Here is a 24,240-nt window from a genome sequence, read left to right on the forward strand (position 1 = left end):
CTCTGCGCCCCTCCGATATCCTTCCGTGCCGATCCGGAATTGATGGATGGCGAGACGCGCTCAGCTATGGGTCTTTGCTAACGCAACGCCTTCAGCATTCCCTAAGCCCTTGCATGTAGAAGAATTTCATCCAGTTCTGGGGAAACGGCTGATGGGAATGTCGGGCATTACGAGCACCGCTCTTTCGGGGATGCGAGCACAGACGACGCGTGTCGGCGCAATTGCCAACAACATCGCCAACAGCAGCACGCCGGGCTATGCCAGGCTGAACACCAGCCTCACCTCCGTTGTGCAAGCCGGCGTCCAGGCCGTCATCAACCCGACCGCGTCAAATGTCGATCCGGCCACCGAACTAACTGATCTGATTGAAGCCGAACAGAGCTATAGGGCAAACGCGGTTGTCTTCGAAACCGGCGCCGACATGTGGGAAATGCTGATGAGCATCAAGCGCGACTGAACACGCCCGATTTCATCGGAGAGTTGCTGGCGGAGAATATTCCGCCGCTCTGAAGTTGTCAGGAATGCGCCGGCTCGCCCTGGCGCTGGGCGGCAAGGGCCGCCAGATCGGCAGGCTTCAGTTCGACGGATTCACCGCAGCCGCAGGCCGAGGTCTGGTTCGGATTGGTGAAGGTGAAGCCGGAGCGCAGCGTCGTCGTCTCGAAACCCATTTCGGTGCCGAGCAGATAAAGGGCTGCCGACGGCTCAACCCAGACTTTGGCGCCGTCGCGCTCGATCAAATCGTCCTTGGCATTGGGCTCGGTCACCAGGTCAATGGTATATTCCATCCCGGCGCAGCCGCCCTTCTTGATGCCGACGCGAATGCCTTTGGCATCCGATCCTGAGTTCTCGACGATCGCCTTGACGCGGGCCGCGGCACCGTCCGTCATGCTCATGATTGCAAAGCCCATCGGCTCATTCTCCTTCCGCAACCGGGGTCAAGATCCGGTGCATCGTGATTCAAATGTAGTCGTCCGAGGTAAACGGATCAATACCGCGGGACGTCAATACCAGCCGACGGCGACCTGCGCCTCTTCGGACATGCGATCCGGCGTCCACGGCGGATCGAAGGTCATGGCAACCTCGACACCCGACACCCCTTCGACGGCGCCGACGGCGTTTTCGACCCAGCCGGGCATCTCGCCGGCCACCGGGCAGCCGGGTGCAGTCAGCGTCATCATGATTTTCACCATCCGGTCGTCTTCGATGTCGATCTTGTAGATCAGACCGAGCTCGAAGATGTCGGCGGGAATTTCCGGATCGTAGACCGTCTTCAGCGCGCTAATGACGTCGTCGCTCAGCCGCGCCAGCTCATCGGCCGGAATGCTGGAATGCACGATGCCTTCGCGCACGTCGATCTTCTGTTCGCTTTCGTCCAGGCTCATCACGGACACTCCTCAAGCAAAAAACTTGCGCGCATATTCAAGCGCATCGGCCAAGGCATCGACCTCGGCGCGGGTATTATACATGCCGAAGGATGCACGGCATGTGGAGGTGACGCCAAAGCGTTTCAAGAGCGGCATGGCGCAATGCGTGCCGGCTCTGACCGCAACACCCTGCCGGTCGATCACCATCGAGACGTCATGGGCATGAATGCCGGCAAGCTGGAAGGAAAAGATGCTGCCCTTGTCGGGCGCCGTCCCGAAGACGCGCAGCGAGTTGACGGATTTCAGCCGCTCGACCGCATAGGCGGCAAGATCGGCCTCATGCCGGGCGATCGCCTCGCGGCCGATCTTCTCCATATAATCGAGTGCGTAACCGAGCCCGATCGCCTGCACGATCGGCGGCGTGCCGGCCTCGAAGCGATGCGGCGGGTCGTTATAGGTCACCATGTCCTCGGCGACCTCGAAGATCATTTCGCCGCCGCCCTGGAACGGCCGCATCTCATAAAGCCGCTCCTTCTTGCCGTAGAGCACGCCGATGCCGGACGGGCCGTAGAGCTTGTGGCCGGTCATGACGTACCAGTCGCAATCGATATCCTGCACGTCAACAGGTAGATGCACCGCGCCCTGGCTGCCATCGATCAAGATCGGGATGCCGCGCTCATGCGCAATCCGGCAGACCTCTTTGACGGGGACGATCGTGCCGAGCGCGTTCGACATATGGGTGATCGCGACGAGCTTGGTGCGCTCCGTCAGGCTTTTCTCGAAATCCTCGATATGGAAGGCGCCCTCGTCGTCAACGGGCACCCAGACGAGTTTGGCCCCCTGCCGCTCGCGGATGAAGTGCCAGGGCACGATGTTGGAATGGTGCTCCATGATCGTCAGCACGATCTCGTCGCCTTCACCGATCTTCGGCATGCCCCAGCCATAGGCAACGGTGTTGATCGCTTCCGTCGAATTCTTGGTGAAGACGATGTCGTTCACCGAAGGCGCATTGAGGAAGCGACGGACCTTCTCGCGCGCTGCCTCATAGGCATCCGTCGCTGCATTCGAGAGATAGTGCAGGCCACGATGCACATTGGCATATTCATGGCTATAGGCATGCGAGATGGCGTCGATCACCACCTGCGGCTTCTGCGCTGATGCGCCGTTGTCGAGATAGACCAGCGGCTTGCCATACACCTTCTCCGCCAGGATCGGAAAATCCCGACGGATGGCTTCGACGTCGTATTGCGTGGCCGGCACGATCTTGTCCATTTGATATATCCGATCAGGCGTGCTTTTCGAGCCAGGCCGAAATCACGCCTTCAAGCGCCTCGACCAGGTCCTCATCTTCCAGTTCCTCGACGATTTCGGCGACGAAGGCGTTGACGAGCATCGCCCGCGCCTTGTTCTCCGGAATGCCGCGCGCCATCATGTAATAGAGATGGTTGGCGTCGATATCGGTCACCGTGGCGCCATGGCCGCACTGGACGTCGTCGGCGAAGATTTCGAGTTCGGGCTTGACCGAGAATTCGGCATCGTCGGACATCAGCAACGTGTTGCAGGCCATCTTGGCATCGGTCTTCTGCGCATCGGGCGCGACCCGGATCATGCCCTGGAACACACCTTTGGCGCGGTCGAAGACGACGTTGCGGATCACTTCGGTCGAGCCGGTATTCGGCACGTCGTGGCCGAGCACCATCGTCACATCAGTATGCGTGTCGCCGCCGAGCAGATTGATGCCGCGCAGCGTCAGATCGGCGCCCTCGCCCGTCACCTTGATGTTGAGCTCCTGGCGCACCAGCTTGCCGCCGGCATTGATGACGAAAAGCCGAAGCTTGGCATCAGCGCCGAGATCGATGCGGATCTGGCCGAGATGCGTATCGTCGGCTCCCTGCTGCTGCAATATGATCCAGGTCAGCTCCGCGCCCTCGCCGACAACGATGTCACTGACGTGAGACAAAAAGGCTGCGTCGTCAGTCACCGCAAGGTGACGCTCGATGACGGTCGCCTTGACGTTGGCGCCGAAGGAAACAGGAAGACGCGTATGCGTCTGCCCGCCCGCATGGATGAACTGGATTTCGAGCGGGTTTTCAAGCTCGGTCTCAGCAGGCACGTCGATGACATAGCCGTCGCGCACGAAGCTGCCATTGATGCGGCCGACCGCGTCGTCGCTGCCGAGCGCATTCAGGCCGTCCGCGGCGGAGCCGTCGAGCAGACGTTCGGAATAGGGCGAAACGCCAAGACCGTCAGCGGCAGCCTTCTGGTTGGAATGGCCCTGAATCACCGCCAGCACCGTGGCATCAGCAATGATCGGCTCCAAAGCGTCCGAGCCGGCATCACCCGCCTGCGACGGGACAGTGCGCAAAAGATTCTTGAGGTCGGTATAGTGCCAAGCCTCGATCCGGCGCGTCGGCAGGCCGGCTTTCTTCAGATCGTCGAGAAGCCGGTCCCGCAGTGCTGTTACCGCACCATTGCCCGGCAGTTCACCGATCTGCCGGTTAAAGGCCTCGATCAGAGCCGCCTCGGCCGCGGTCAGGCGGCTTGTCGTCTGCATGTTCATGGACGTCGTCCTTTCCGCCCGAAACTCAGGCTGCCGCACCGATGATGTCGGCATAGCCGTTGGCTTCCAGCTCATGCGCCAGCGTCTTGTCGCCCGACTTGATCACCTGGCCCTTGTAGAGCACATGGACGGTATCCGGGACGATGTAGTCGAGCAGGCGCTGGTAATGGGTGATGACCACAACGGCGCGGTCCGGTGAACGCAGCGCGTTGACGCCGTCGGCGACGATCTTCAGCGCGTCGATATCGAGGCCGGAATCGGTTTCGTCGAGCACGCAGAGCTTCGGTTCGAGCAGCGCCATCTGCAGGATCTCGGCGCGCTTCTTCTCGCCGCCGGAGAAGCCGACATTCAGCGGCCGCTTCAGCATTTCGGTATTGATCTGCAGCTTGCCGGCAGCATCCTTGACGCGGCGCATGAAATCCGGCGTCGTCAGCTCGTCCTCGCCGCGCGCCTTGCGCTGCTCGTTCATCGCCACCTTGAGGAACTGCATGGTGGCAACGCCCGGGATTTCGACCGGATACTGGAAGGCGAGGAAGATGCCCTTGGCGGCGCGCTCGGAGGGATCAAGCTCAAGAATGCTCTCGCCATTGTAGAGAATGTCGCCCTCGGTGACTTCGTAATCGCTGCGGCCGGAAAGGACGTAGGATAGCGTCGACTTGCCGGAGCCGTTCGGCCCCATGATGGCAGCAACTTCGCCGGCCTTCACCGTCAGGTCCAGACCACGGATGATCTCGGTGCCGTCTTCGGCGATGCGGGCATGGAGATTTCTGATTTCAAGCATCTTTGGTTCCTGGGTTTTCTCTGCGTAGCTCATCAGAGCCTCGCGTAATTTCTAAGGGCGTCGACATGATGCTTGGCGCTATCGCCAAAAACAGATCACAGCGAAACCGCGTCTGCTACATCCTGAAGACATTCAATAAATTCTCCGACAGACAGAATAACCTCCCCTGGTTTTTCCACGCGCTGCCGGAGAAACACGTAAGGCTGCTCCGGCGGCGTTTCTGTCTCGTCTCTTTGCTCCTGGGGCTGTATCTTCGATAATATCTCCCCGCGCATATTTGCTAGGCGAGCAACAACGAACTCCTTGGTCATTTCGGTCATCTCAGCCCTCAGTTGTTGCGCCCTGTCATCCTCGGGACAAGCCCGAGGATGACGGAGACCGTGTTTAACCCACGCTGCCTTCCAGCGAGATGCTGATCAGCTTCTGCGCCTCGACGGCGAATTCCATCGGCAGCTCCTGCAGGACTTCCTTGACGAAGCCGTTGACGATCAGAGCGATCGCCGCCTCGGTCGGGATGCCGCGCTGCAGGCAGTAGAACAGCTGATCCTCGGAGATCTTCGAGGTTGTCGCTTCATGCTCGAACTGCGCCGTCGAATTCTTCGCCTCGATGTAGGGCACCGTATGGGCGCCGCACTTGTCGCCGATCAGCAGCGAATCGCACTGGGTAAAGTTGCGCGCGTTCGACGCCTTGCGATGAGCAGAGACCTGGCCGCGATAGGTATTGTTGGAAATACCGGCGGCGATACCCTTGGAAACGATGCGGCTCGACGTGTTCTTGCCGAGATGGATCATCTTGGTGCCGCTGTCGATCTGCTGATGGCCGTTGGACACGGCGATCGAATAGAACTCGCCGCGGCTGTCGTCGCCGCGTAGGATGCAGGACGGATATTTCCAGGTGATCGCCGAGCCGGTCTCGACCTGCGTCCAGGAAATCTTCGAGCGGTCGCCGCGGCAATCGCCGCGCTTGGTGACGAAATTGTAGATGCCGCCCTTGCCGTTCTTGTCGCCGGGATACCAGTTCTGCACCGTCGAATACTTGATCTCGGCATCGTCGAGCGCAACCAGCTCGACCACGGCGGCATGCAGCTGGTTTTCATCGCGCTGCGGCGCCGTGCAGCCTTCGAGATAGGAGACGTAGGCGCCCTCTTCCGCAATGATCAGCGTGCGCTCGAACTGGCCAGTGCCCTTCTCATTGATGCGAAAATACGTGGACAGCTCCATTGGGCAACGAACGCCCTTCGGCACGAAGACGAAGGAACCGTCGGTGAATACAGCCGAATTCAGCGTCGCATAATAATTGTCCGAGGTCGGCACGACCGAGCCGAGATATTTCCGGACGAGATCGGGATATTCGCGGATTGCTTCCGAGATCGACATGAAGATCACGCCGGCCTTCTTCAGCTCTGCCTTGAAGGTGGTAACGACCGAGACGCTGTCGAAAACGGCGTCGACGGCGATCTTCGGCTTCTCGACGCCGGCAAGGATCTCCTGCTCGCGCAGCGGGATGCCGAGCTTTTCATAGACCTTCAACAGCTCCGGATCGACGTCGTCGAGCGACTTTGGACCCGGCGTGCTTTTCGGCGCAGCGTAATAATAGATGTCGTTGAAATCGATCTTCGGATAGTTGACGCGCGCCCAGGTCGGCTCTTCCAGCGTCAGCCAGCGCCGATAGGCCTCGAGACGCCATTCCAGCATCCATTCCGGCTCCTGCTTCTTGGCCGAAATGAAGCGGATGATGTCCTCGGACAGGCCTTTCGGCGCCTTGTCCATCTCGATGACGGTCTCGAAACCGTATTTGTACTGATCCACATCGATCAGGCGCACCCGGTCGATTGTTTCCTGCACGGCAGCCATCTCATTCTCCAATCTCGCCGGATACAAGGTCCGGCAGCTTGTAGCGTTTAGGCAATTGTCTTGCCCTTTATGTAAGAGGCCAAAAGGGACTTTTCAGCCCGATTGGCAAGCGGAAATTTGCGTTTCCGCAAGTTTTGGCACGGGGCAAACGGCCTCGCCAGCCGACCTGCGTCGGTTGGCGATCTTCGCGAAAGCCGCAATCGCCCTGTCGATATCCTCTTCCGTTGTCGAAAAGCCAAGCGAGATGCGCAGTGCCCCGAGTTTGGCGTCACGGCCCATCGCCGTCAGCACATGGCTTTCGCCGAGCCGGCCGGATGAGCAGGCCGAGCCTGCCGAAAGGGCAACGCCTTCGAGATCGAAAGCGATCTGTCCGGTCTCGGCCTTCAGCCCCGGCAGAGTGAAGAAGACCGTATTGGCGACTCGCTCGCCGCCCTCGCCGTGGATCATCACATCGACTGCCGCCTCACGCATGCCGGCTTCCAAGCGCTCGCGTAGCGCACCGATCGCCGCATTGCGCGCATCGAGTTCGTCGGCCGCGGCTTCTGCTGCCGCGCCGAAGCCGATCAGCGCCAGCGAATTCTGTGTTCCTGAGCGGTGACCCCGCTCCTGCCCGCCACCCTGGATCAGCGGCCTGGGCATCAGCGCCTCGCCGCGCGCAATCAGTGCGCCGGCCCCCTTCGGCCCGCCGATCTTGTGCGAGGAAACAATCATGAAATCGGCGCCGATCTTTTCGATGTCAAGCGCGACGCGGCCGGCAGCCTGGACGGCATCGACCACGAAGAGGCCGCCATGGGCGTGGACGATCTTTGCCGCCGCCTCAACCGGCTGGACGATGCCCGTCTCATTGTTGACGAGCATGACGGCGACCATCGGCAGGCCGGCGGCCTTGTCATGCGCATCGAGCAGCTTGGAGAGTGCGTCGAGATCGACGACACCGGCTTCCGTCACCGGGATCTCCGTCATACTCTCCCTGGCGAAGCGGCCGCCTTCGCGCACCGCGGGATGCTCAATCGCCGAAAAATAAAGATGGCCAAGCCGAAGCGGCGTGCGGCCCATGCGGAAATCCGGCGTCAGCACCAGATTGGCGGCCTCGGTCGCGCCGCTGGTAAAGACCACATTGCCGGCATCTGTGCCGGCAAATGCCGCCACCTTGCGTCGTGCGCCTTCGATGGCGGCACGCGCCGCGCGACCCTCTCCGTGCACACTGTTCGGATTGCCAAACACGTCCATGGCGCGCATGATCGCCGCGCGTGCTGCGGGGTGCAGCGGCGCTGTGGCATTCCAGTCGAGATAAAGGCGTGGCGGCGCCATGATCTTCAGTCCTGCGCTTGACGAGCTTGCTTCAGCGGCCGCGGTTCATTTTTCTTGAAATTTCCGCCGGGCTTGCCTTATGACACGTTCCACGATGCGTGGATCGCCATGCAAGTTTCGAATTGTTCTAAACTGCGTTTTAGAAAAGCTGACAACACTAGTCAAGTCATGTTGTCGTCCAACACAGCGCGAACGCGAAATAAAACCCGGAGTACCAATGCCCGAAGTTATTTTCAACGGCCCAGCCGGCCGTCTTGAAGGCCGCTACCAGCCCTCCAAGGAAAAAAGCGCGCCCATCGCCCTGATTCTGCATCCGCATCCGCAGTTCGGCGGCACGATGAACAATCAGATCGTCTATCAGCTCTTCTACATGTTCCAGAAGCGCGGGTTCACGACGCTGCGCTTCAACTTCCGGGGCATCGGCCGCAGCCAGGGTGAATTCGACCACGGCGCGGGCGAACTCTCGGATGCCGCCTCGGCGCTCGACTGGGTGCAGAGCCTGCATCCCGATTCCAAGACCTGCTGGGTCGCCGGTTATTCCTTCGGCTCCTGGATCGGCATGCAGTTGTTGATGCGCCGGCCGGAGATCGAAGGCTTCATGTCGATCGCCCCGCAGCCGAACACCTACGACTTCTCCTTCCTGGCGCCCTGCCCGTCTTCCGGCCTGATCATCAACGGTGAGGCCGACAAGGTGGCGCCGGAAAAGGATGTCAATGGCCTTGTGGAGAAACTGAAGACCCAGAAGGGCATCCTCATTACCCATCGCACAGTTGCCAACGCCAACCACTTCTTCAACGGCCAGGTGGAAACGCTGATGGGCGAATGCGAGGACTATCTCGACCGGCGCCTCAACGGCGAACTGGTGCCGGAACCGGCCGCCAAGCGGATCCGCTGACACCACGAAATCCAGGCGTCATCGATGCCGTGACGGCCCGGAACACAACCGGGCCGGATGTGCCAGAACAGATCACCTATCGAGTTGCAATCCATATTGCAGTGCGGTAGGGTCCTCGCGATCCTAACAAAAGCGAGGTCCGCAATGACCAAGTCGTTCGGGGAAGTCCTGGATAAGTATAGGGGTATTGGTCCGGGGTTCGATTTTCTTCGAATAGGGCTCGCCTTTTCCATCGTATTGACCCATTCCTTTTTGTTAACCGAGAACACTGACTTCATCAGGGGGTCGGTATTCTGGTTTACTGAATACGCTCTTGTTCCGATGTTCTTCGCTTTGAGCGGATTTCTGATCGCCGGCAGCGCACAGCGCCTGAGCCTCCGGAATTTCCTGATCAACCGAGGCTTGCGCATCGTCCCGGCCCTTGCGGTCGATATCGTCGTCTGCTCGTTGATTATCGGGCCGATCATTACGGTCGTGTACCACGCCGAATATTTTACCGATCAGCGGTTTTTCAAATACTTCCTGAATATCGTCGGCTGGATCCATTACGAGCTGCCGGGCGTCTTCCAGGATAATCCGAGCCAGCGCGTCAACGGCGCTCTCTGGACGGTTCCCTGGGAAATCTTCTGCTACATCATCATGTCGTTCCTGATGATCACCGCCATCGTCAAGACGCGCTACAAGCTGCTCGCGGTGACGATCGCTTACATCGTCATCGGCCTTATTGTGCAGAAGATGCCCCATCTGTTGCCTGATACAATCAAGCCGATCGCGCGCTTCCTGTTCATGAGCCGAGGTTCCCAGCTGATAACGGCTTTCATGATGGGCATCGTCGCCTTTCAGTTCAAAGCGGTCATTCCGCATTCCCGATGGCTGTTCGCCGCCGCCTGCCTGGTTTGCATCGTTGCTATCCTCACCCTGGACAGCCGGGCGACGGAGTCGGTGATGAACCGGCCCCTGGTCATCACCTCTCTCGTTTACATCACCGTCTTCGTCGGCCTGTCCGAGGTGCCCATCCCGGCCTTTTTCAGGAAAGGCGACTACTCCTACGGCGTCTATCTCTATCACGACCCGTTTTTGCAGATCTGGATCAGCTCGTTCCCGTCGGTTTTCCTCTATCCGAAATATGGTGCGCTGGCGCTCTATCTCGTCGGTCTGCCATCGGCTCTCGCCGTTGCGGTGCTGTCCTGGCATTTCATCGAGAAGCCCATTCTTGGCCTTCGCAAGAAGTTCTCCTTCATCGCCCAGGTCAGGGGCGTCGAGGATGGCCATCAGGCTGGACGCGAATCCAACGTCCGGCCGGTCGCTGTAAAGAGTTAGAGGCCTTTCCTGGTCAGGAAAGGCTCTCAGGCTTTGCCGGCCGCATCTCGGCGGTGAGCTCGAAAGCCGAGTCCAGCACTCCATCGATGAGGATCGGCGCGCTTTCGCGCATGCCGATCTTCCTCAGCACACGCTGCGAAGCGATGTCGTCGGGATGCGTGAAGGCAATGAAGCCCTGCGCAAACTGCCTTTCGAAGAACCAGTCACCCAGCACGCTCGCCGCTTCCGTTGCCAGGCCCTTGCCCCACGCCTCCTCGCGCAGGGAATAACCGAGTTCGAATTGCTCGTTCCTGAACTTTGAAATCCCGGCACGGCCGAGAAACTGACCGTCTTCGGCCAGAAGCTTGTATTTGGTCGTGCCGTCGCGCGCCTGCTCCTCGAACCAGCCGCGCAGCCGCTCCTCAGCCTTCTCCAGGCTCCACGGCGCATTACCGGACAGATATCGAGTGGTGGCCATCGTCGAATGCAGCTGCTGCACCAGGGCAGCATCGCCTTCGTCCCACATGACGAAGCACATCCGGGACGTCTTGAGAATGACCGTCTCCGACATCATGCCTCCACGATGACGCCGCCGCTGACCGGGGCGGCCACCCCTGTCGTGCCGGGAAATGTCAGCGGCAGCCCGTGCAGCGACCGGACGGCGAGATAGGCCCAGGCCTCGGCTTCGATCGCATCGCCGTCAAAGCCCGCCTCCTCGGCGCTCAATACTCTCGATCCCAGCCCTCCGGCCATGGCCGAGAACTCCGCCATCACGGTGGCATTCAGCCGCCCGCCGCCGCAGACGATATAGATCGCTGGGGTCTCGGGCAGGAAGCCGGCAGATTTGATGATCGAGGCAGCCGCGACATGCGCCAGCGTCCGGGCGCCGTCTTCAAGGCTCGCCTCCTCCGGCCGAAGCGGCGCGAAATCGCCGCGGTCCAGCGACCGGCGGATATTGCCGCGGAAGAACTGGCTTTGCAGATAGCGTTCCGCCAGGCCGGCCACGACCTTGCCGCGCCCACCGATCTCGCCGCCGGGATCATAGGTTCTGCCGGTTTGCATCTCCACCCACTGGTCGATCAGCGTATTGCCCGGACCGCTGTCGAAGGCTGATATCCGGCCGTCGGTGCCGATAAAGGTCAAATTGGAGATGCCGCCGATATTGACGAAGCAGACCGCCTGTCCCTGCTGCTGGAATTTTCCCGCAAGTGCGGCATGATAGGCCGGCACCAGTGGCGCGCCCTGCCCGCCATGGACCATGTCGTTGGCGCGCATGTCGTAGACCACCGATATCCCGGTTCTCTTCGCAAGTTCCTGCCCATCGCCGATCTGGATCGTCAGTGCCTCATCAGGGCGATGGAGCACCGTCTGGCCATGGAAGCCGAGAACATCGACGCCAGCGGCGGAAAGCCCGAAACGCTCCAGGAATGCCGTTACGGCAGTTGCATGCCGCAAGGTAAGTTCAAGCTCGATGTCACGAAGCTCGGCGGGTCGTTGGCTCCTGTCGCTCAGCAGACATGCGATTTCCAGCGCCCGTTTGAGCCGACCGCGAAAATCGGCGTCATAGGGCACGCCCATGAACGGCCCGCGCTCGATGAAGCCGCGGCCGTCGGTCCTGATCAGCGCGACGTCGATTCCGTCCATCGACGTGCCGCTCATCAGACCGATCGCGGTCCTGATGACATCCATGAGGCTTCCTTCCCGCGATTCCCGGATGCACTTTGATAAAAACAGTGCTAAACGCGCCGCGACAGATCAACAACAACGAACTTGCGCGAGGCCGGATGGGCGAGCGCAGATATCAAGAGACGAAGGCCATGTCCGAGTTCAAGTCCGATTTCCTCCGCACGCTGAAAGAGCGCGGCTTCATTCATCAGGTCTCCGATGAAAGCGGCCTCGATAACCTGTTCGCGAAGGAAACTGTGACGGCCTATATCGGCTTCGATCCGACGGCGCCCAGCCTGCATGCCGGCTCGCTGATCCAGATCATGATGCTGCACTGGATGCAGAAGACCGGTCACCGCGCCATCTCGCTGATGGGCGGCGGCACCGGCATGGTCGGCGATCCCTCCTTCAAGGAAGAAGCGCGCCAGCTCATGACCGTCGATACGATCGAAGGCAACATCGCCTCGATCAAGCGCGTCTTCTCCAATTACCTGAATTACGGCGAAGGTCCGAAGGACGCGCTGATGATCAACAATGCCGAATGGCTGCGCTCGCTGAACTATCTCGAATTCCTGCGCGACGTCGGCAAGCACTTCTCGGTCAACCGCATGCTGTCCTTCGACAGCGTCAAGACGCGTCTCGACCGCGAACAGTCACTGTCCTTCCTGGAATTCAACTACATGATCCTCCAGGCCTACGACTTCGTCGAGCTTGCCAAGCGCTACGACTGCCGCCTGCAGATGGGCGGTTCGGACCAGTGGGGCAATATCGTCAACGGCATCGATCTCGGTCACCGCATGGGCACACCGCAGCTCTATGCGCTGACATCGCCGCTGCTGACGACATCGTCGGGCGCCAAGATGGGCAAGTCGGCGACGGGCGCTGTCTGGCTGAATGCCGACATGCTCTCGGCCTACGATTTCTGGCAGTACTGGCGCAACACCGAGGATGCCGACGTCTCGCGCTTCCTGAAGCTCTACACCACGCTGCCGATGGATGAAATCGCCCGGCTCTCGGCACTCGGCGGTTCGGAGATCAACGAGGTCAAGAAGATCCTTGCGACCGAGGTAACGGCAATCCTGCACGGTCGCGAGGCCGCTGAACAGGCCGCCGAAACGGCGCGCAAGACCTTCGAGGAAGGCGGCCTCTCGGAAAACCTGCCGTCGGTCGACGTGCCCGCCTCCGAGCTCGACGCCGGCATCGGCCTGCTGTCGCTGATCGTTCGCGCCGGCCTTGCCTCATCGAACGGCGAAGCCCGCCGTCACGTCCAGGGCGGCGCCATCCGCATCAACGACGAGGCGGTCAGCGACGAGCGCAAGATGATCGGCAGCGGCGAAATCACGACCGACGGCGTCATCAAGCTTTCGCTCGGCAAGAAGAAGCACATCCTCATCCGCCGCGCGGCGTAAGCGGCTTCAATTCCGAACCGATATCAAAGCCGGCGCCTGCGCCGGCTTCTTCTTTGCCTCACTATTCGGGTCGGCGAGCAAGATCATTCAGCTCAACGCCGGCATTTCGGGTCATCTCGTCTGGTTTCTTAAGAAGATAGCCGGGTGGATCGACGCTTGAAGCGGGCTTCACCCGCGACCACCAGCTGATCGAGAAGATCGGCGGCGTCATTTCCGCGTCCAGAGGAACCATCAGGACGTGGTCGGAACGGATGACCGCCTCCTGCGATTTCAGCCGCACGCCCTTTTCCGCGGAAAGCGACACGTCGGCAATCGTGACGGCCATCATGGCGGCCGACGCGAAAGAAACTGTCCGGGCGCACTGCATGGCATCCTCCGACATTGCACCGGCCGTTGCTTCCTGGCCGGGACCATTATATCAGATTTTTCTAAATCAAGTTGAGCGTCGATGACGGACTTGTCAATCGCGCTCGACAGATGAAGACGAACGCCACACCTGTCATGCTCGATGCCTGGTTATCGCCGGTATCGTGCCGGCGGCCCGCCACGACCTCTGCTGTGACTGCTTCCCCTCACTGGAATTCGAAGATCTGCCGGAAAACACCCGGCGCGATGATCGACAGCGGGTTGATCTGCAGGTTCGGCTGGTCGAACTTGCCTGTCAACTTGAAGGTGATGCCGATGAGGCCGCGATCGCTGCCATTGCCGAGGATAACGCCGATCAACGGCAGTTCGGCAAAGAGGCGGTTGAGGCCGTAGGCCGGCATGAAGGTGCCGGTCATGTCCATGTTGCCCTTGCGGTCGCGCACGATGCCCTGGAAGGTTGCGCCGATCTGGTCGCCGCGCAGCACGCCGTTTTCGATGCCGACCATGCCATTGCGCGAAACGACACGGGCAAAGCCGCGCTGGAAGCGCTGCGACGACGTATCGATATCGCGCTTGACGGCCTCGTTGAGGCTGCGCTGCTCACTTCCAACGGGCGTCGAGACAATCGAGCGCAGCCGTTGTTCGTTGACGATCGCGAAGCGGCGCACATCGAGGGAGCCGTCCCAGCCGCCCTCCGCCCCCAGCCGGATCGCCAGATTGAGCAGGCCGCCCTGCATGTGCTGGTAGAGATCGGCGAAACGCGATACCGCGCCGGCATCGCCGCTGGTGATGTTGATGACGCCGCCGTCCTGCATCTGGCTGACCACCGCCTCGCCGCTATCGGTAACGGCGGAAAAATTGAGCGTCTGCAGCTTGTCGCCGCGCAGTGATATTTGCGCCTGGAAATTGCCGACTTTCTCGTCGTTGAAGCCGATGACGTTTTTCAGCCTGGCGCGCACGGATACGCCGGTGTCGCCGGCATCCCCATCACCATCGTCACCCGAGCCCGATTTCAACCGCTGGATGACCGGCCGCGCATCGGCGCTGTCGCCGGAGACCGAGACGTCGAAATTGCCCTTGCCGCGTTTCACCGACAGGGCGAAATCGTCGAGCGAGGAGAGCTTGACGCTATCGAAATCGGCCGAGATCAGCCCGCCCTTGCCGATGTTCAACGATCCGCTGGCACCGAAACCGTCGCCCTTCAGGCGGAAGTTCTTGATCTGGGTATTGTCGGCCGGGCCTGACGTTTCGAATTCGGCCGTGGCGGCAATGCCGCTGCCCTTCGACCAGCCTATCCAAGGCAATTCGAGCAGCGACTTGGTGAGGTCGAGCTGGACGTCCTGCCGGTCGTCGTCGATCCGCGTCAACACCATCTTCACGCTGCCGCCGACGATGCCGGAGAGGCCGGGTATCAGCTTGTTGCGCTGGTCCTCGGACAGCGTCGCGGTGATCACCCGCTGCCGCGCCGCTGTATCGGATGCCTCGACCGGTTCGGTAAGATCGATATCGGCCGGGACGCCGTCGATCTGGGCCTTGGCGTCGAGCGTGATCCGTTTCGGATTGCCGTTCAGCGTGCCGTCGAGATTGCTGATCATCCGGCCGGAAAACGGCTTGGCAAGATCGACGTCGGTGAGCTTCATTGCCGCCGTCCATTCGGCCGGCGGCGGGTTTTGCGAGGAGAGCAGGCCGAAATGGGCCTTCACATTCGCCTCGATCCGGCCCTTGAGATCGTCGGGCGTAAAGCCAGCGCGCTGCAGCACCCGGATCGGCCTGTATGTCAGAAGCTCGCCGACGGCATCTGCCGGGCCGGACACCGCAAGATCGATATCAGCCATCAGTGGCTTATCGTAGGTGGCGGGCAAGATGAACGTCCCTTGGCCGAGAGCGACGGACCGGCCGGACGGGAAATAGGACGTGCCGTTCTTGATCGCGATCGTCGCAACCGGGCCGCTCAGGTCGAAATGCGCTGACGTGTCGCGGATCGGCGGAATGTCGCCGGCGACGTTCATCCGCGCGCCCGCAATGTCGAAGCCGATGCGGATCTGGTTGGCGTCGAGTTTCAATCCTTTGCCGCCGGCTGCCTCGTCCAACCTGCCGAACGGAATGAAGACGGAAATGGAAGCGTTGGTGACGGTGCCGCCAAAGAGATTGCCGTGCAACCAGGTGCGCACCTTGGGCGCCATCCAGAACGGCCAGAGCTGCTTGATGGCTGTCGTCTGCAGCTGCGCCGACTGGCCGGCGAAGCTGATTTCCGGCGATTTGTCGCCGAGTTTGACGTGCAGGGATCCGTAGAGCGCGCCGAGCGGGCTGGAAGCGGTTATGTTGGGAAACTGGAATTCACGGCCGGCGACCATGTAGCGCCCGGTCGCCTGGATGTCGAAGGAGAGCGGCGGCTCGCCGGAGCCGCCGGGGGCTGCCGTGCCGCCGCTGACGAGCAGGTCGATGCCGAAGCCTTTGCCCGCCTGCGGGTCGAGCTTATCGAGATCGATCAGCGCACCGTTGATGGGAAGCTTGGTCGCGCCGAATCGAGCGTTCGATCGGGCGATCTCGATCGTCTGCTTGGCGAAATCGTAGACGAGATTGATTTGCCCGCCCGACAGCTCCTGCGGATCGCCGTCGGCATAGATCTGGCCGGGATCGATGTCGATTGTCGCCGCAAGCGCCGGCTGCACGCCATCGCGCCCTCTGGTGGCCGACACCGTGAGGTCGGCAAAGGCGCTGAGCCCCTGCCGTATTGCGCCCTGATCGTTGCGTTTCAGCCCGAAGGGCGTGAGGTCGGCATGCTTCAGCGTCGCAACGACCTTCGACACGTGGCCGCCGTCCTTCTCGGCCAGCACATCGAGCTCCGCCACTTCGCCGTTGAGCGCGACTTCGCCGGTCAATTGCAGCGACGACGGACCGGCATGGGCAAAGACGAGATTGTCGATGACCAGCGACAGCGGGCCGTTGGCGGTATCGGCAAGCTTGATGTCGATGCCGGAGATGCGCATCGAATTCGTCGAGCCGCGCGTCACGATGCTGTCGAACATATCGAACTGCGAGAAGATCTTCTCCATCGCCGCCGGCACGGCGTCGATGCGCAGATCGTCGAGCTTGACGGGATTGCCGGAGGGCAGAAGCGCGGTATCGAGCGCGATATCCTCCGCTTCGATGTCCGTAACGGCGATGCGGCCGCGGAAAAGCTGCAGCGGATCGAGCCCCAGGCGCACCGAACCCGTCGTCGACAGGTGCTGGCCGCTCTCCTGGTCGATCATGTTGACGTTGCGCGCTTCCAGCGCCAGCCGGAAATCCGAGGTGAAGCGGATGACGGTGGAGCCGACCTCGGCGCGGTAGCGCGGTCCGGCCACGCCATTCAGCGCCGCCTGCGCCTGCTGCGACAGCGGCTTGTCGAACATGCCGCTCTCGACGGTGAAAACGATGGCAGCGAGAATAACGAGGATCAGTCCCAGGAATCCTGAGGTCAGCTTCGCCGTGCGGCGCATCGGCGAACGCGGCGGCGGGCAATGAACGATGATCGGATCCTCGGCCTGGGCGGACGGCAAGCGGTCCAGCGCAACGATATCCTTCTTGCGAAACGTGACCTTTTCGCCGCGGATGGCTGACATGCGCCCTCGGGCTCTCCCTTAACTGAAGAATTGAACCCGGCCATGCTGGACGGGTATCCGTCCACTATATAATTCGGGGAGAGTAAGTGTCATCCACAAACCCGGCAAAAGAAAGGTTTTCCCAATGGCGGTTCCCGGCATCGGTGTCTCGGCCCCTGATTTCAACCTTCCCCGCGACGGCGGCGGCCGCGTTTCGCTGGCCGAATTCCACGGCAAACCGCTCGTGCTGTTCTTCTATCCCAAGGACGACACCACGGGCTGCACCGCCGAATCACTGGCTTTCACCGCGTTGGCGGCCGAGTTCGAAGCGGCGGGTGCTGCCGTCATCGGCATGTCGCCCGATTCGGCCGCCTGCCATGACAAGTTCATCAAGAAGCACCGTCTTTCGGTGGCGCTTGCCTCGGACGAGGAAAAGACGACGCTGCAGGCCTATGGCGTCTGGAAGGAAAAGAGCATGTACGGCCGCAACTTCATGGGTGTCGAGCGTACCACCTTCCTGATCCGCCAGGACGGCACGATCGCCACCATCTGGCAGAAGGTGAAGGTGCAGGGCCATGCCGAAACCGTCCTTGAGGCCGTGAGGAACCTGACGGCGTGACTGGGGATCTCACGATATCCTCGCTGCGCGGCGGCGCCATCGATGCGATCAGTTCGGCCGATCTCGACCGCAAGACGGCAGTTGCGCAGGAAAGCGCCACCCGCTGGTTCGCCCGCCGGGTGTCGCTGCGCTCGCCGCTCGATGCGGCCCTGCCCGACAGGCCCGGCCGTCCCGAGAAACCGATGCTGACGCCGCCGACCCAGGTGGAGAAGCGCTCGCTGCATACGCTCAAAGGGCGGATCGCGCTGCTCCACGCCATCGCCCATATCGAGCTCAACGCCGTCGATCTGGCGCTCGATATCGTCGCGCGATTCGCGACCGAGCAGGTGCCGAATTCCTTTTTCGACGGTTGGATGCAGGTCGCCTTCGAGGAGGCGAAGCATTTCCGCATGGTGCGCGCCAGGCTCAACGATCTCGGCGCCGATTACGGCGATTTGCCTGCCCATGACGGGCTCTGGCAGGCGGCCCATTCGACCCGCAACGATCTGACGGCAAGGCTCGCCGTCGTGCCGCTGATCCTGGAGGCCCGCGGCCTCGACGTCACGCCGTCGCTGCAGGCGAAGATGCGCCAGACCGGCGATCTCGAAAGTGCCGATGTCCTCGACGTCATCTACAACGACGAGAAAGGCCATGTCGCCGTCGGCGCCAAATGGTTCCGCTTCCTCTGCGCCCGCGAGAAGCGCGACCCTGCAAAAGCCTTCCAGGAGCTGGTGCGGGCAAATTTCCGCGGACCGCTGAAGCCGCCTTTCAACGACCTTGCCCGCGCCGAGGCTGGGCTGACGCCGTCCTTCTACCGCTCGCTCGCATCGATCAGCCACGCTTGAAGTCACTGAAATTTATGATGCGCCGGCGACAATGAAAGCATTCATTAACCATAACGGTGTCTAATTTCCGAAAGAGGCGTAGAGCATCAATCGGGAGAGCCTGCGTGAACAGCGGACATCAGCACCGGGTATTCGGCAGACGGGCGCAGGAACATATCCTCATCCTGGCAAGCGGCGACAAGGTCCGCCATATGACGGTCCGGCCGTGGATGGCTGCGCTGGCCCTCTGCTTCGTCGGCGTCTTCTCGATCGGCTATCTCCTGGCCACGTCCTATCTCGTGCTGCGCGACGATCTGATCGGCGCCACCATGGCCCGCCAGGCGCGCATGCAGCACGACTATGAAGACCGCATCGCCGCCCTCCGCGCGCAGGTCGACCGCATCACCTCCCGCCAGCTTCTCGATCAGCAGGTGGTCGAAGACAAGGTCGACAAGCTGATGGAGCAGCAAATGGCGCTCACCTCGCGCCATGGCAAACTCGACAATCTGCTCGACCGGGCCGAAAGCTCCGGCCTGACGGAAAAGGACGGCGCCCTGCCCGCGCCGACTTCCCCCGTTCAGTCTTCTTATGCGCCCGATATTAAGGACAAGCGTGCATCGCTTAACCCTGGCGGCATCGAGGCGATCGAGAAACAGCTGGCGAGCGGCGCGCCCGCCGATGCGACGCCGGACAATTCGACGCTCGCCTATGTGCCGGCCACTGACACGGTCGGCGACCGCGCCGACCGCATCTTCTCCAAGGTGACGCTGTCGCTGAAAGATGTCGAACAGGATCAGCGCAGCCGGGTCGAACAGCTGACGAGCGATGCCGGCAATGCCGCCAACGCCATCGAGACCGTGCTGACCCGCTTCAAGATTCCGATGCCCGAGAGCGCTGCCAGCAAAGACGATGACGATGCGGTCGGCGGCCCCTATGTCGAGCCTGAAAGCAACGACGGCTTCAACAATTCGCTGGTTGCGCTCGATGGCGCACTGACCCGGCTCGAGGCAGTGCGCAGCACCGCCGAATCCCTGCCGTTCCGCAATCCCGCTATCGGCAAGGACGTGACCAGCCCCTTCGGCAACCGCCGTGATCCGTTCCTCGGCCGCCTCGCGCTCCATTCCGGCATCGATTTTCGCTTTTCGCCGGGCGAAAGGATCCGCCCGACGGCGCCCGGCAAGGTGATTTCGGCCGGCTGGACCGGCGGCTACGGCAACATGGTCGAGGTCGATCACGGCAACGGCATCTCGACGCGCTACGGGCATATGTCGGAGGTTCTGGTCAAGGTCGGCGACACAGTCGATCGCAACGACGTCATCGGCCTTGCGGGCAGCACCGGCCGCTCGACGGGCACCCACCTGCACTATGAAGTGCGACAGGACGGCAATCCCGTCGATCCAGTATATTTCATGAATGCCGGCCTTAAACTCGCCACCTATATCAAGTAACTCCTGCCCGGTAACCAACGCTTCACTCTGCAATGGGTGCGGCGTCTCTAATTCTTGACTTGCCGGCCATTCGGGGCTATGTCGCGCTGCATTGCGGCACGCAATCCCGCCGACTCGTTCAGAGTTCGGCCGAACCTGAATGGAAACAGTTTTCCCTTTGACGACATTTGCTGACCTTGGCTTGAGCCAAAAAGTGCTATCCGCTGTTACGGATGCGGGCTACACGATCCCCACGCCTATTCAGGCGGGAGCCATCCCGTTTGCGCTCGAGCGCCGCGATATTTGCGGCATCGCGCAGACCGGCACTGGCAAGACGGCATCCTTCGTGCTGCCGATGCTGTCGCTTCTCGAAAAGGGCCGTGCGCGTGCGCGCATGCCCCGCACGCTGATTCTCGAACCGACGCGCGAACTCGCCGCTCAGGTCGCCGAGAATTTCGAGAAATACGGCAAGAACCACCGCCTCAACGTCGCCCTCCTGATCGGCGGCGTTTCCTTCGAAGACCAGGACCGCAAGCTCGAGCGCGGCGCCGATGTGCTGATCTGCACGCCCGGCCGCCTGCTCGACCATTTCGAGCGCGGCAAGCTCCTGATGAGTGGCGTCGAGATCCTTGTCATCGACGAGGCCGACCGCATGCTCGACATGGGTTTCATCCCCGATATCGAACGCATCGCCAAGATGATCCCGTTCACCCGCCAGACTCTGTTCTTCTCGGCAACCATGCCGTCGGAGATCCAGAAGCTCGCGGACCGCTTCCTGCAGAACCCCGAGCGCATCGAGGTCGCAAAGCCGGCTTCCGCCGCAGCGACCGTGACGCAGCGTTTCGTCGCCTCGCACGGCAAGGATTACGAAAAGCGCGCCGTCCTGCGCGAACTCGTCCGCGCCCAGACCGAACTCAAGAACGCCATCATCTTCTGCAACCGCAAGAAGGATGTCGCCGATCTCTTCCGTTCGCTCGAACGCCACGGCTTCTCGGTCGGCGCCCTGCATGGCGACATGGACCAGCGTTCCCGCACGATGACGCTGCAGAGTTTCCGTGACGGCAATCTCCAGCTTCTGGTCGCTTCCGACGTCGCCGCCCGCGGCCTCGATATCCCTGATGTCAGCCACGTCTTCAATTTCGATGTGCCGATCCATTCCGAGGATTACGTCCACCGCATTGGCCGCACCGGCCGTGCCGGCCGCTCGGGTGCCGCCTTTACTCTCGTCACCAAGCGCGACACGAAGTTCGTCGACGCCATCGAGAAGCTGATCGGCGAAAAGGTCGAATGGCTGAGCGGCGACCTGACGTCGCTGCCGCCGCCGGCAGAAGACAGCCGGGACAGCGAACGCCCGCGCCGCAACAGCCGCGAGCGTGGCGCCAGAGATGGTGCAGGCCGAGATCGTGCGCCGAGAGAGAATGGCGACAAGGATCGTGGACGCGGACGCGGCAATCGCGCCGCCGCGAGTCATAAATCTGACAACGACATACGGGATAATGGCGTCGACGTGATTGAAGCAGCACCAGTAAAGGCCGACATCGTGAAGAACGAGCGCAAAGCAGAGCAGAAGCCGCAGAACAATGCGCGTAACAGTCGGCCTTACCCGGCAAATGATGACAGCCGCGACCGCCGCCGTCATCGCGACCACGACGACGGCCCGACCCCGGTCGGCTTCGGCGACGATATCCCGGCCTTCATGCTGATCGCCGGCAGCGCCAAGGTCTGAACATCCAATGGGCAGGCCCGGCCTTGATTTTCCGGGCTTCGGCGTCGGCCTGGTAATTCTGCGCGGCGCCAAAATCCTTCTCTACAAGCGCTTGCGCGCACCTGAAGCCGGCTACTGGAATATTGTCGGCGGCAAGGTCGATCACATGGAGCCGGCGGAGCAAGCCGCTCGCCGCGAGGCCGAGGAAGAAACCGGCCTCGTGATCGGTCGTATCGAACGGCTCGGCATGACCGAGCAGATCATCGACGCCGACCGCCAGCACTGGATCTCTCTGCTCTATGTCACCCGCGACATCGAGGGCGAGCCGCAACTCACCGAACCGGACAAGCTTTCGGATTTCGGCTGGTTTCCCCTGACCGATTTGCCCGAGCCGCTGTCGGCCTTCACCAAGGCCGCGATAGCAGCCTTGCCGGCTGCAGCACGGGGCGAATAGCTATTCGGCGCGAAGCGACGCCTCATAGGCAAGCCGCACCCATTTCGCCATCAGATCGGGATCGTCATAGGCCTCGTCAGGGATCGACCAGTAGGGCATTTTTACCGGCTTGCCCTTCTTGCCCTCATAGGTCCATTGCGTGGCCCCGGCGGCGGCAAATTCAGGTGCGCTCGTCTCGTCGGCCTTCAACAGCATTTCGTCGCGCACTTCAAGCGCGATGATCCGTCCAAGATGATAGATGCCTTTACCGCCGAACATGCACTTGATCGTGACTGGCCCGAGCCCCTGAAACATTTCCTCGATCCCGGCATTGTCCATCCTCTATCCCCTTGAAATCTCGATCGCTGTGAAAATCACAGCGCGTGATAATCCCGGTTCATATAGATCAGCGCCGGGTGTTTTTCGCTGAAGCGGACGGCCGCGACCTCACCGAAGACGACATTGTGCGTCGGCATTTCCTTGATGTCGGTCACCCGGCAATCGAAGGCGGCGAGCGCATCGAAGAGAACCGGCGCGCCGGTGACGAGTGTGTCGAAACGGGCGCTGGCGAAGCGGTGGTCGTCATTGGTAAGCGCGGTGCGCCCGGAGAAAGCGTCGGCAACGGCCTGGTGATGGGCGCCAAGCGTGTTGAGCACGAAGACGCCGCTTCGGAAGAAGATCTCGTTCTTCGGATTGGTGTTGTTGAGGCAGATCAGCACCGAGGCCGGATTGTCGGAGACCGAGCAGGCGGCGGTAATGGTAACGCCGCGGCGCACGCCTTCCAAGGCCGTCGTCACGAGCTGTACATGGCCGGCATAACGGCTCATGGCGTCGCGATACAGGCCGGGGTCGATATGCTGCCTGTTCAACACCTGCTTCTCCGTGCGCGCGCTTTTTGCCTGGATTGTCTTGCCATCGCGCCAATATGGCGAGCATCGGTTACCTTTTCTACAATAGGACCGGTGAAAAGCGCCGTGTTGCGCTTGTTTTTCTTTGACGATCGCGGCCTTGCGGATAAAAGGGCATGGACGATGGCTAGGGATCTCCGCCTTTCATGATCAACCTGCGTGGCATAGCAGCTTTTCTGGCGCTGCTGGGAGCGGCGGCTGAAAGCCATGCGGCCGGCGTGACGATCGGCGTCGTCGCCCCTCAGAACGGCCCGCTCGCCCTCCTCGGCGCCCAGATTGCCGCGGGCGCCGGCTTCGAGATCCAGCAGTCGGGAAATACTCTGGTCGCCATCAACGAGACCTGCGAAGACAATAGCGGTGCTGCGGTTGCCGATGCGCTTGTCAACGCCAAGGTGCAGGTCGCGATCGGCTTTCTCTGCAGCGAAACGCTCGAAGGCGCGCTGCCGAAGCTGAAGGACGCCAATATTCCCGCGATCACCGTCTCCGTGCGCTCCCGCATCCTGATGGAGGATGCGTTGAAGAACGGCTGGCCGCTCTTCCGGGCGGCGCCCGCCGACGGTGCCGAGGCGGCAAAGATCATCGAGGTGATCCTGAAGGACTGGGCCGCTGATCCGATCGCCCTGATCGAGGACGGCACCATTCATGGCCGCGAACTGACGGAATCGGTGCGCAATGCGCTGGAGCAGAACGGCCTGAAGCCGGTCTTTACCGATACCTACCGTCCGGGACAGGAGCAGCAGATTGCCCTGGTCCGCCGCCTGAAACGGGCCGGCGCCACCAGGGTCTTCATCGGCGGCGACCGCAACGACGTCGCCGTTATCGCCCGCGACGCCAAGGCCGAGAACATCCAGCTCTCCATCCTCGGCGGCGATGCCATGCGCGCTGCCGACCAGCCGCTGCCGCTGAATTCAGGCGTGCGCGCCGTCGCCCTGCCCGAATACGCCATGCTGCCGGAAGGCACGGCTGCTGCCGGCGCGCTGCATGCCAAAGGCGTCGAGCCGGAAGGTTATGTCCTGCCTTCGCTGGCCGCCGCCCTCATTGCCGGCCAGGCCGGGCAAGCCGCCGTTGCGGCGGGCAAACCCCTCCAGGAGACGCTTCTCGGCACGACATTCCAGACACCGGTCGGCACTATTGCCTTCACCGGTGCGCATGAACTTTCGCAAAATCCCTACCGCCTGCTCGAATGGCGGGGCAACGGCTTTTTTCCACCCGCCGCGCCGACGCAATGAACGGCGCGCCTGCTTTGAATTCAGGCCC

Annotated in this window: 24 protein-coding genes; 10 read left to right on the plus strand and 14 right to left on the minus strand. The window is 61.6% G+C overall.

What is annotated here, in order from left to right:
• Nucleotides 1–151: 151 nt before the first annotated feature.
• A complete protein-coding gene (locus tag ACIPSK_RS15815; RefSeq protein WP_162117171.1) occupies nucleotides 152–457 on the plus strand; it encodes a flagellar basal body rod protein FlgC in 306 nt (101 codons plus the stop codon).
• 58 nt (nucleotides 458–515) lie between these two features.
• Here ACIPSK_RS15815 and sufA read toward each other — a convergent pair whose 3' ends face one another.
• From sufA to ACIPSK_RS15855, 8 genes are all read right to left on the minus strand, one after another.
• Nucleotides 516–908 carry a Fe-S cluster assembly scaffold SufA gene (gene sufA, locus ACIPSK_RS15820; RefSeq protein WP_017964450.1) on the minus strand — a complete coding sequence of 131 codons (393 nt, stop codon included), beginning with the start codon at nucleotides 906–908 and terminating at the stop codon, nucleotides 516–518.
• A 93-nt stretch (nucleotides 909–1,001) separates the two neighbouring features.
• Entirely contained in the window at nucleotides 1,002–1,382 is a 381-nt protein-coding gene (locus ACIPSK_RS15825) for an SUF system Fe-S cluster assembly protein (RefSeq protein ID WP_003559708.1), read from the minus strand.
• Nucleotides 1,383–1,394: 12 nt separating this feature from the next.
• On the minus strand, nucleotides 1,395–2,636 hold the full coding sequence (locus ACIPSK_RS15830; protein WP_162117083.1) for a cysteine desulfurase: 1,242 nt from the start codon (nucleotides 2,634–2,636) through the stop codon (nucleotides 1,395–1,397).
• Between the two features lie 13 nt (nucleotides 2,637–2,649).
• The gene (sufD, locus tag ACIPSK_RS15835) at nucleotides 2,650–3,924 is read right to left on the minus strand and encodes a Fe-S cluster assembly protein SufD (protein ID WP_162117082.1); all 1,275 of its coding nucleotides are present in this window, start codon (nucleotides 3,922–3,924) and stop codon (nucleotides 2,650–2,652) included.
• Between the two features lie 25 nt (nucleotides 3,925–3,949).
• On the minus strand, nucleotides 3,950–4,705 hold the full coding sequence (gene sufC, locus ACIPSK_RS15840) for a Fe-S cluster assembly ATPase SufC (RefSeq protein WP_020486090.1): 756 nt from the start codon (nucleotides 4,703–4,705) through the stop codon (nucleotides 3,950–3,952).
• Between the two features lie 95 nt (nucleotides 4,706–4,800).
• The gene (locus ACIPSK_RS15845) at nucleotides 4,801–5,025 is read right to left on the minus strand and encodes a hypothetical protein (RefSeq protein WP_017964454.1); all 225 of its coding nucleotides are present in this window, start codon (nucleotides 5,023–5,025) and stop codon (nucleotides 4,801–4,803) included.
• Nucleotides 5,026–5,089: 64 nt separating this feature from the next.
• Nucleotides 5,090–6,559 carry a Fe-S cluster assembly protein SufB gene (sufB, locus tag ACIPSK_RS15850; RefSeq protein ID WP_162117081.1) on the minus strand — a complete coding sequence of 490 codons (1,470 nt, stop codon included), beginning with the start codon at nucleotides 6,557–6,559 and terminating at the stop codon, nucleotides 5,090–5,092.
• A gap of 93 nt (nucleotides 6,560–6,652) precedes the next feature.
• Complete coding sequence (locus ACIPSK_RS15855; RefSeq protein ID WP_162117080.1) at nucleotides 6,653–7,870, minus strand: cysteine desulfurase family protein; 1,218 nt, start codon at nucleotides 7,868–7,870, stop codon at nucleotides 6,653–6,655.
• A 217-nt stretch (nucleotides 7,871–8,087) separates the two neighbouring features.
• Here ACIPSK_RS15855 and ACIPSK_RS15860 point away from each other — a divergent pair, with 217 nt between their 5' ends.
• Nucleotides 8,088–8,765, plus strand: a complete 678-nt coding sequence (locus tag ACIPSK_RS15860) for an alpha/beta hydrolase (RefSeq protein ID WP_003559715.1) — start codon at nucleotides 8,088–8,090, stop codon at nucleotides 8,763–8,765.
• A gap of 144 nt (nucleotides 8,766–8,909) precedes the next feature.
• Nucleotides 8,910–10,085: an acyltransferase family protein gene (locus ACIPSK_RS15865; RefSeq protein WP_162117079.1), complete on the plus strand. Its 1,176-nt coding sequence runs from the start codon at nucleotides 8,910–8,912 to the stop codon at nucleotides 10,083–10,085.
• A gap of 13 nt (nucleotides 10,086–10,098) precedes the next feature.
• On the opposite strand, the gene ACIPSK_RS15870 is transcribed toward ACIPSK_RS15865, so the two are convergent.
• Together ACIPSK_RS15870 and ACIPSK_RS15875 are read right to left on the minus strand one after the other, a co-directional pair.
• The gene (locus tag ACIPSK_RS15870) at nucleotides 10,099–10,638 is read right to left on the minus strand and encodes a GNAT family N-acetyltransferase (protein WP_162117078.1); all 540 of its coding nucleotides are present in this window, start codon (nucleotides 10,636–10,638) and stop codon (nucleotides 10,099–10,101) included.
• Nucleotides 10,635–11,753: an anhydro-N-acetylmuramic acid kinase gene (locus ACIPSK_RS15875; protein WP_017964459.1), complete on the minus strand. Its 1,119-nt coding sequence runs from the start codon at nucleotides 11,751–11,753 to the stop codon at nucleotides 10,635–10,637. Before ACIPSK_RS15875 ends, ACIPSK_RS15870 begins: the two co-directional genes overlap by 4 nt.
• A gap of 128 nt (nucleotides 11,754–11,881) precedes the next feature.
• Between ACIPSK_RS15875 and tyrS the strand changes: the two genes are divergently transcribed.
• Complete coding sequence (gene tyrS, locus ACIPSK_RS15880) at nucleotides 11,882–13,138, plus strand: tyrosine--tRNA ligase (RefSeq protein ID WP_162117077.1); 1,257 nt, start codon at nucleotides 11,882–11,884, stop codon at nucleotides 13,136–13,138.
• A 61-nt stretch (nucleotides 13,139–13,199) separates the two neighbouring features.
• Here tyrS and ACIPSK_RS15885 read toward each other — a convergent pair whose 3' ends face one another.
• Both ACIPSK_RS15885 and ACIPSK_RS15890 read right to left on the minus strand, forming a co-directional pair.
• Entirely contained in the window at nucleotides 13,200–13,520 is a 321-nt protein-coding gene (locus ACIPSK_RS15885; RefSeq protein WP_162117076.1) for a hypothetical protein, read from the minus strand.
• A gap of 190 nt (nucleotides 13,521–13,710) precedes the next feature.
• Entirely contained in the window at nucleotides 13,711–17,109 is a 3,399-nt protein-coding gene (locus ACIPSK_RS15890) for a YhdP family protein (protein WP_162117075.1), read from the minus strand.
• Between the two features lie 124 nt (nucleotides 17,110–17,233).
• Here ACIPSK_RS15890 and ACIPSK_RS15895 point away from each other — a divergent pair, with 124 nt between their 5' ends.
• From ACIPSK_RS15895 to ACIPSK_RS15915, 5 genes are all read left to right on the plus strand, one after another.
• Nucleotides 17,234–17,707 (plus strand): peroxiredoxin, encoded by a 474-nt coding sequence (locus ACIPSK_RS15895; RefSeq protein WP_162117074.1) that lies wholly within the window; start codon nucleotides 17,234–17,236, stop codon nucleotides 17,705–17,707.
• Nucleotides 17,704–18,531, plus strand: a complete 828-nt coding sequence (locus ACIPSK_RS15900; RefSeq protein ID WP_162117073.1) for a DUF455 family protein — start codon at nucleotides 17,704–17,706, stop codon at nucleotides 18,529–18,531. The genes ACIPSK_RS15895 and ACIPSK_RS15900 overlap by 4 nt, the downstream gene beginning before the upstream one ends.
• 104 nt (nucleotides 18,532–18,635) lie before the next feature.
• A complete protein-coding gene (locus ACIPSK_RS15905; RefSeq protein ID WP_162117072.1) occupies nucleotides 18,636–19,958 on the plus strand; it encodes a peptidoglycan DD-metalloendopeptidase family protein in 1,323 nt (440 codons plus the stop codon).
• A gap of 139 nt (nucleotides 19,959–20,097) precedes the next feature.
• Entirely contained in the window at nucleotides 20,098–21,663 is a 1,566-nt protein-coding gene (locus ACIPSK_RS15910) for a DEAD/DEAH box helicase (RefSeq protein WP_210254183.1), read from the plus strand.
• A gap of 7 nt (nucleotides 21,664–21,670) precedes the next feature.
• Nucleotides 21,671–22,096 carry an NUDIX domain-containing protein gene (locus tag ACIPSK_RS15915; RefSeq protein WP_162117070.1) on the plus strand — a complete coding sequence of 142 codons (426 nt, stop codon included), beginning with the start codon at nucleotides 21,671–21,673 and terminating at the stop codon, nucleotides 22,094–22,096.
• Here the strand turns inward: ACIPSK_RS15915 and ACIPSK_RS15920 are convergent, their stop codons facing one another.
• Nucleotides 22,097–22,414 carry a TfoX/Sxy family protein gene (locus ACIPSK_RS15920; protein ID WP_162117069.1) on the minus strand — a complete coding sequence of 106 codons (318 nt, stop codon included), beginning with the start codon at nucleotides 22,412–22,414 and terminating at the stop codon, nucleotides 22,097–22,099.
• A 35-nt stretch (nucleotides 22,415–22,449) separates the two neighbouring features.
• Nucleotides 22,450–22,947, minus strand: a complete 498-nt coding sequence (locus tag ACIPSK_RS15925; RefSeq protein ID WP_162117068.1) for a flavin reductase — start codon at nucleotides 22,945–22,947, stop codon at nucleotides 22,450–22,452.
• Nucleotides 22,948–23,129: 182 nt separating this feature from the next.
• Between ACIPSK_RS15925 and ACIPSK_RS15930 the strand changes: the two genes are divergently transcribed.
• Entirely contained in the window at nucleotides 23,130–24,212 is a 1,083-nt protein-coding gene (locus tag ACIPSK_RS15930; RefSeq protein WP_162117067.1) for a branched-chain amino acid ABC transporter substrate-binding protein, read from the plus strand.
• Nucleotides 24,213–24,240: the final 28 nt, after the last annotated feature.

The organism is Rhizobium sp. LARHSG275 (assembly GCF_052871115.1).

What these genes read in the sequence shown, in the direction of transcription:
- ACIPSK_RS15815 (WP_162117171.1), top strand. Translation starts at nt 152, where the DNA reads ATGGGAATGTCGGGCATTACGAGCACCGCTCTTTCGGGGATGCGAGCA.
- sufA (WP_017964450.1), bottom strand. Translation starts at nt 908, where the DNA reads ATGGGCTTTGCAATCATGAGCATGACGGACGGTGCCGCGGCCCGCGTC.
- ACIPSK_RS15825 (WP_003559708.1), bottom strand. Translation starts at nt 1,382, where the DNA reads ATGAGCCTGGACGAAAGCGAACAGAAGATCGACGTGCGCGAAGGCATC.
- ACIPSK_RS15830 (WP_162117083.1), bottom strand. Translation starts at nt 2,636, where the DNA reads ATGGACAAGATCGTGCCGGCCACGCAATACGACGTCGAAGCCATCCGT.
- sufD (WP_162117082.1), bottom strand. Translation starts at nt 3,924, where the DNA reads ATGAACATGCAGACGACAAGCCGCCTGACCGCGGCCGAGGCGGCTCTG.
- sufC (WP_020486090.1), bottom strand. Translation starts at nt 4,705, where the DNA reads ATGCTTGAAATCAGAAATCTCCATGCCCGCATCGCCGAAGACGGCACC.
- ACIPSK_RS15845 (WP_017964454.1), bottom strand. Translation starts at nt 5,025, where the DNA reads ATGACCGAAATGACCAAGGAGTTCGTTGTTGCTCGCCTAGCAAATATG.
- sufB (WP_162117081.1), bottom strand. Translation starts at nt 6,559, where the DNA reads ATGGCTGCCGTGCAGGAAACAATCGACCGGGTGCGCCTGATCGATGTG.
- ACIPSK_RS15855 (WP_162117080.1), bottom strand. Translation starts at nt 7,870, where the DNA reads ATGGCGCCGCCACGCCTTTATCTCGACTGGAATGCCACAGCGCCGCTG.
- ACIPSK_RS15860 (WP_003559715.1), top strand. Translation starts at nt 8,088, where the DNA reads ATGCCCGAAGTTATTTTCAACGGCCCAGCCGGCCGTCTTGAAGGCCGC.
- ACIPSK_RS15865 (WP_162117079.1), top strand. Translation starts at nt 8,910, where the DNA reads ATGACCAAGTCGTTCGGGGAAGTCCTGGATAAGTATAGGGGTATTGGT.
- ACIPSK_RS15870 (WP_162117078.1), bottom strand. Translation starts at nt 10,638, where the DNA reads ATGATGTCGGAGACGGTCATTCTCAAGACGTCCCGGATGTGCTTCGTC.
- ACIPSK_RS15875 (WP_017964459.1), bottom strand. Translation starts at nt 11,753, where the DNA reads ATGGATGTCATCAGGACCGCGATCGGTCTGATGAGCGGCACGTCGATG.
- tyrS (WP_162117077.1), top strand. Translation starts at nt 11,882, where the DNA reads ATGTCCGAGTTCAAGTCCGATTTCCTCCGCACGCTGAAAGAGCGCGGC.
- ACIPSK_RS15885 (WP_162117076.1), bottom strand. Translation starts at nt 13,520, where the DNA reads ATGTCGGAGGATGCCATGCAGTGCGCCCGGACAGTTTCTTTCGCGTCG.
- ACIPSK_RS15890 (WP_162117075.1), bottom strand. Translation starts at nt 17,109, where the DNA reads ATGTCAGCCATCCGCGGCGAAAAGGTCACGTTTCGCAAGAAGGATATC.
- ACIPSK_RS15895 (WP_162117074.1), top strand. Translation starts at nt 17,234, where the DNA reads ATGGCGGTTCCCGGCATCGGTGTCTCGGCCCCTGATTTCAACCTTCCC.
- ACIPSK_RS15910 (WP_210254183.1), top strand. Translation starts at nt 20,098, where the DNA reads ATGGAAACAGTTTTCCCTTTGACGACATTTGCTGACCTTGGCTTGAGC.
- ACIPSK_RS15915 (WP_162117070.1), top strand. Translation starts at nt 21,671, where the DNA reads ATGGGCAGGCCCGGCCTTGATTTTCCGGGCTTCGGCGTCGGCCTGGTA.
- ACIPSK_RS15920 (WP_162117069.1), bottom strand. Translation starts at nt 22,414, where the DNA reads ATGGACAATGCCGGGATCGAGGAAATGTTTCAGGGGCTCGGGCCAGTC.
- ACIPSK_RS15930 (WP_162117067.1), top strand. Translation starts at nt 23,130, where the DNA reads ATGATCAACCTGCGTGGCATAGCAGCTTTTCTGGCGCTGCTGGGAGCG.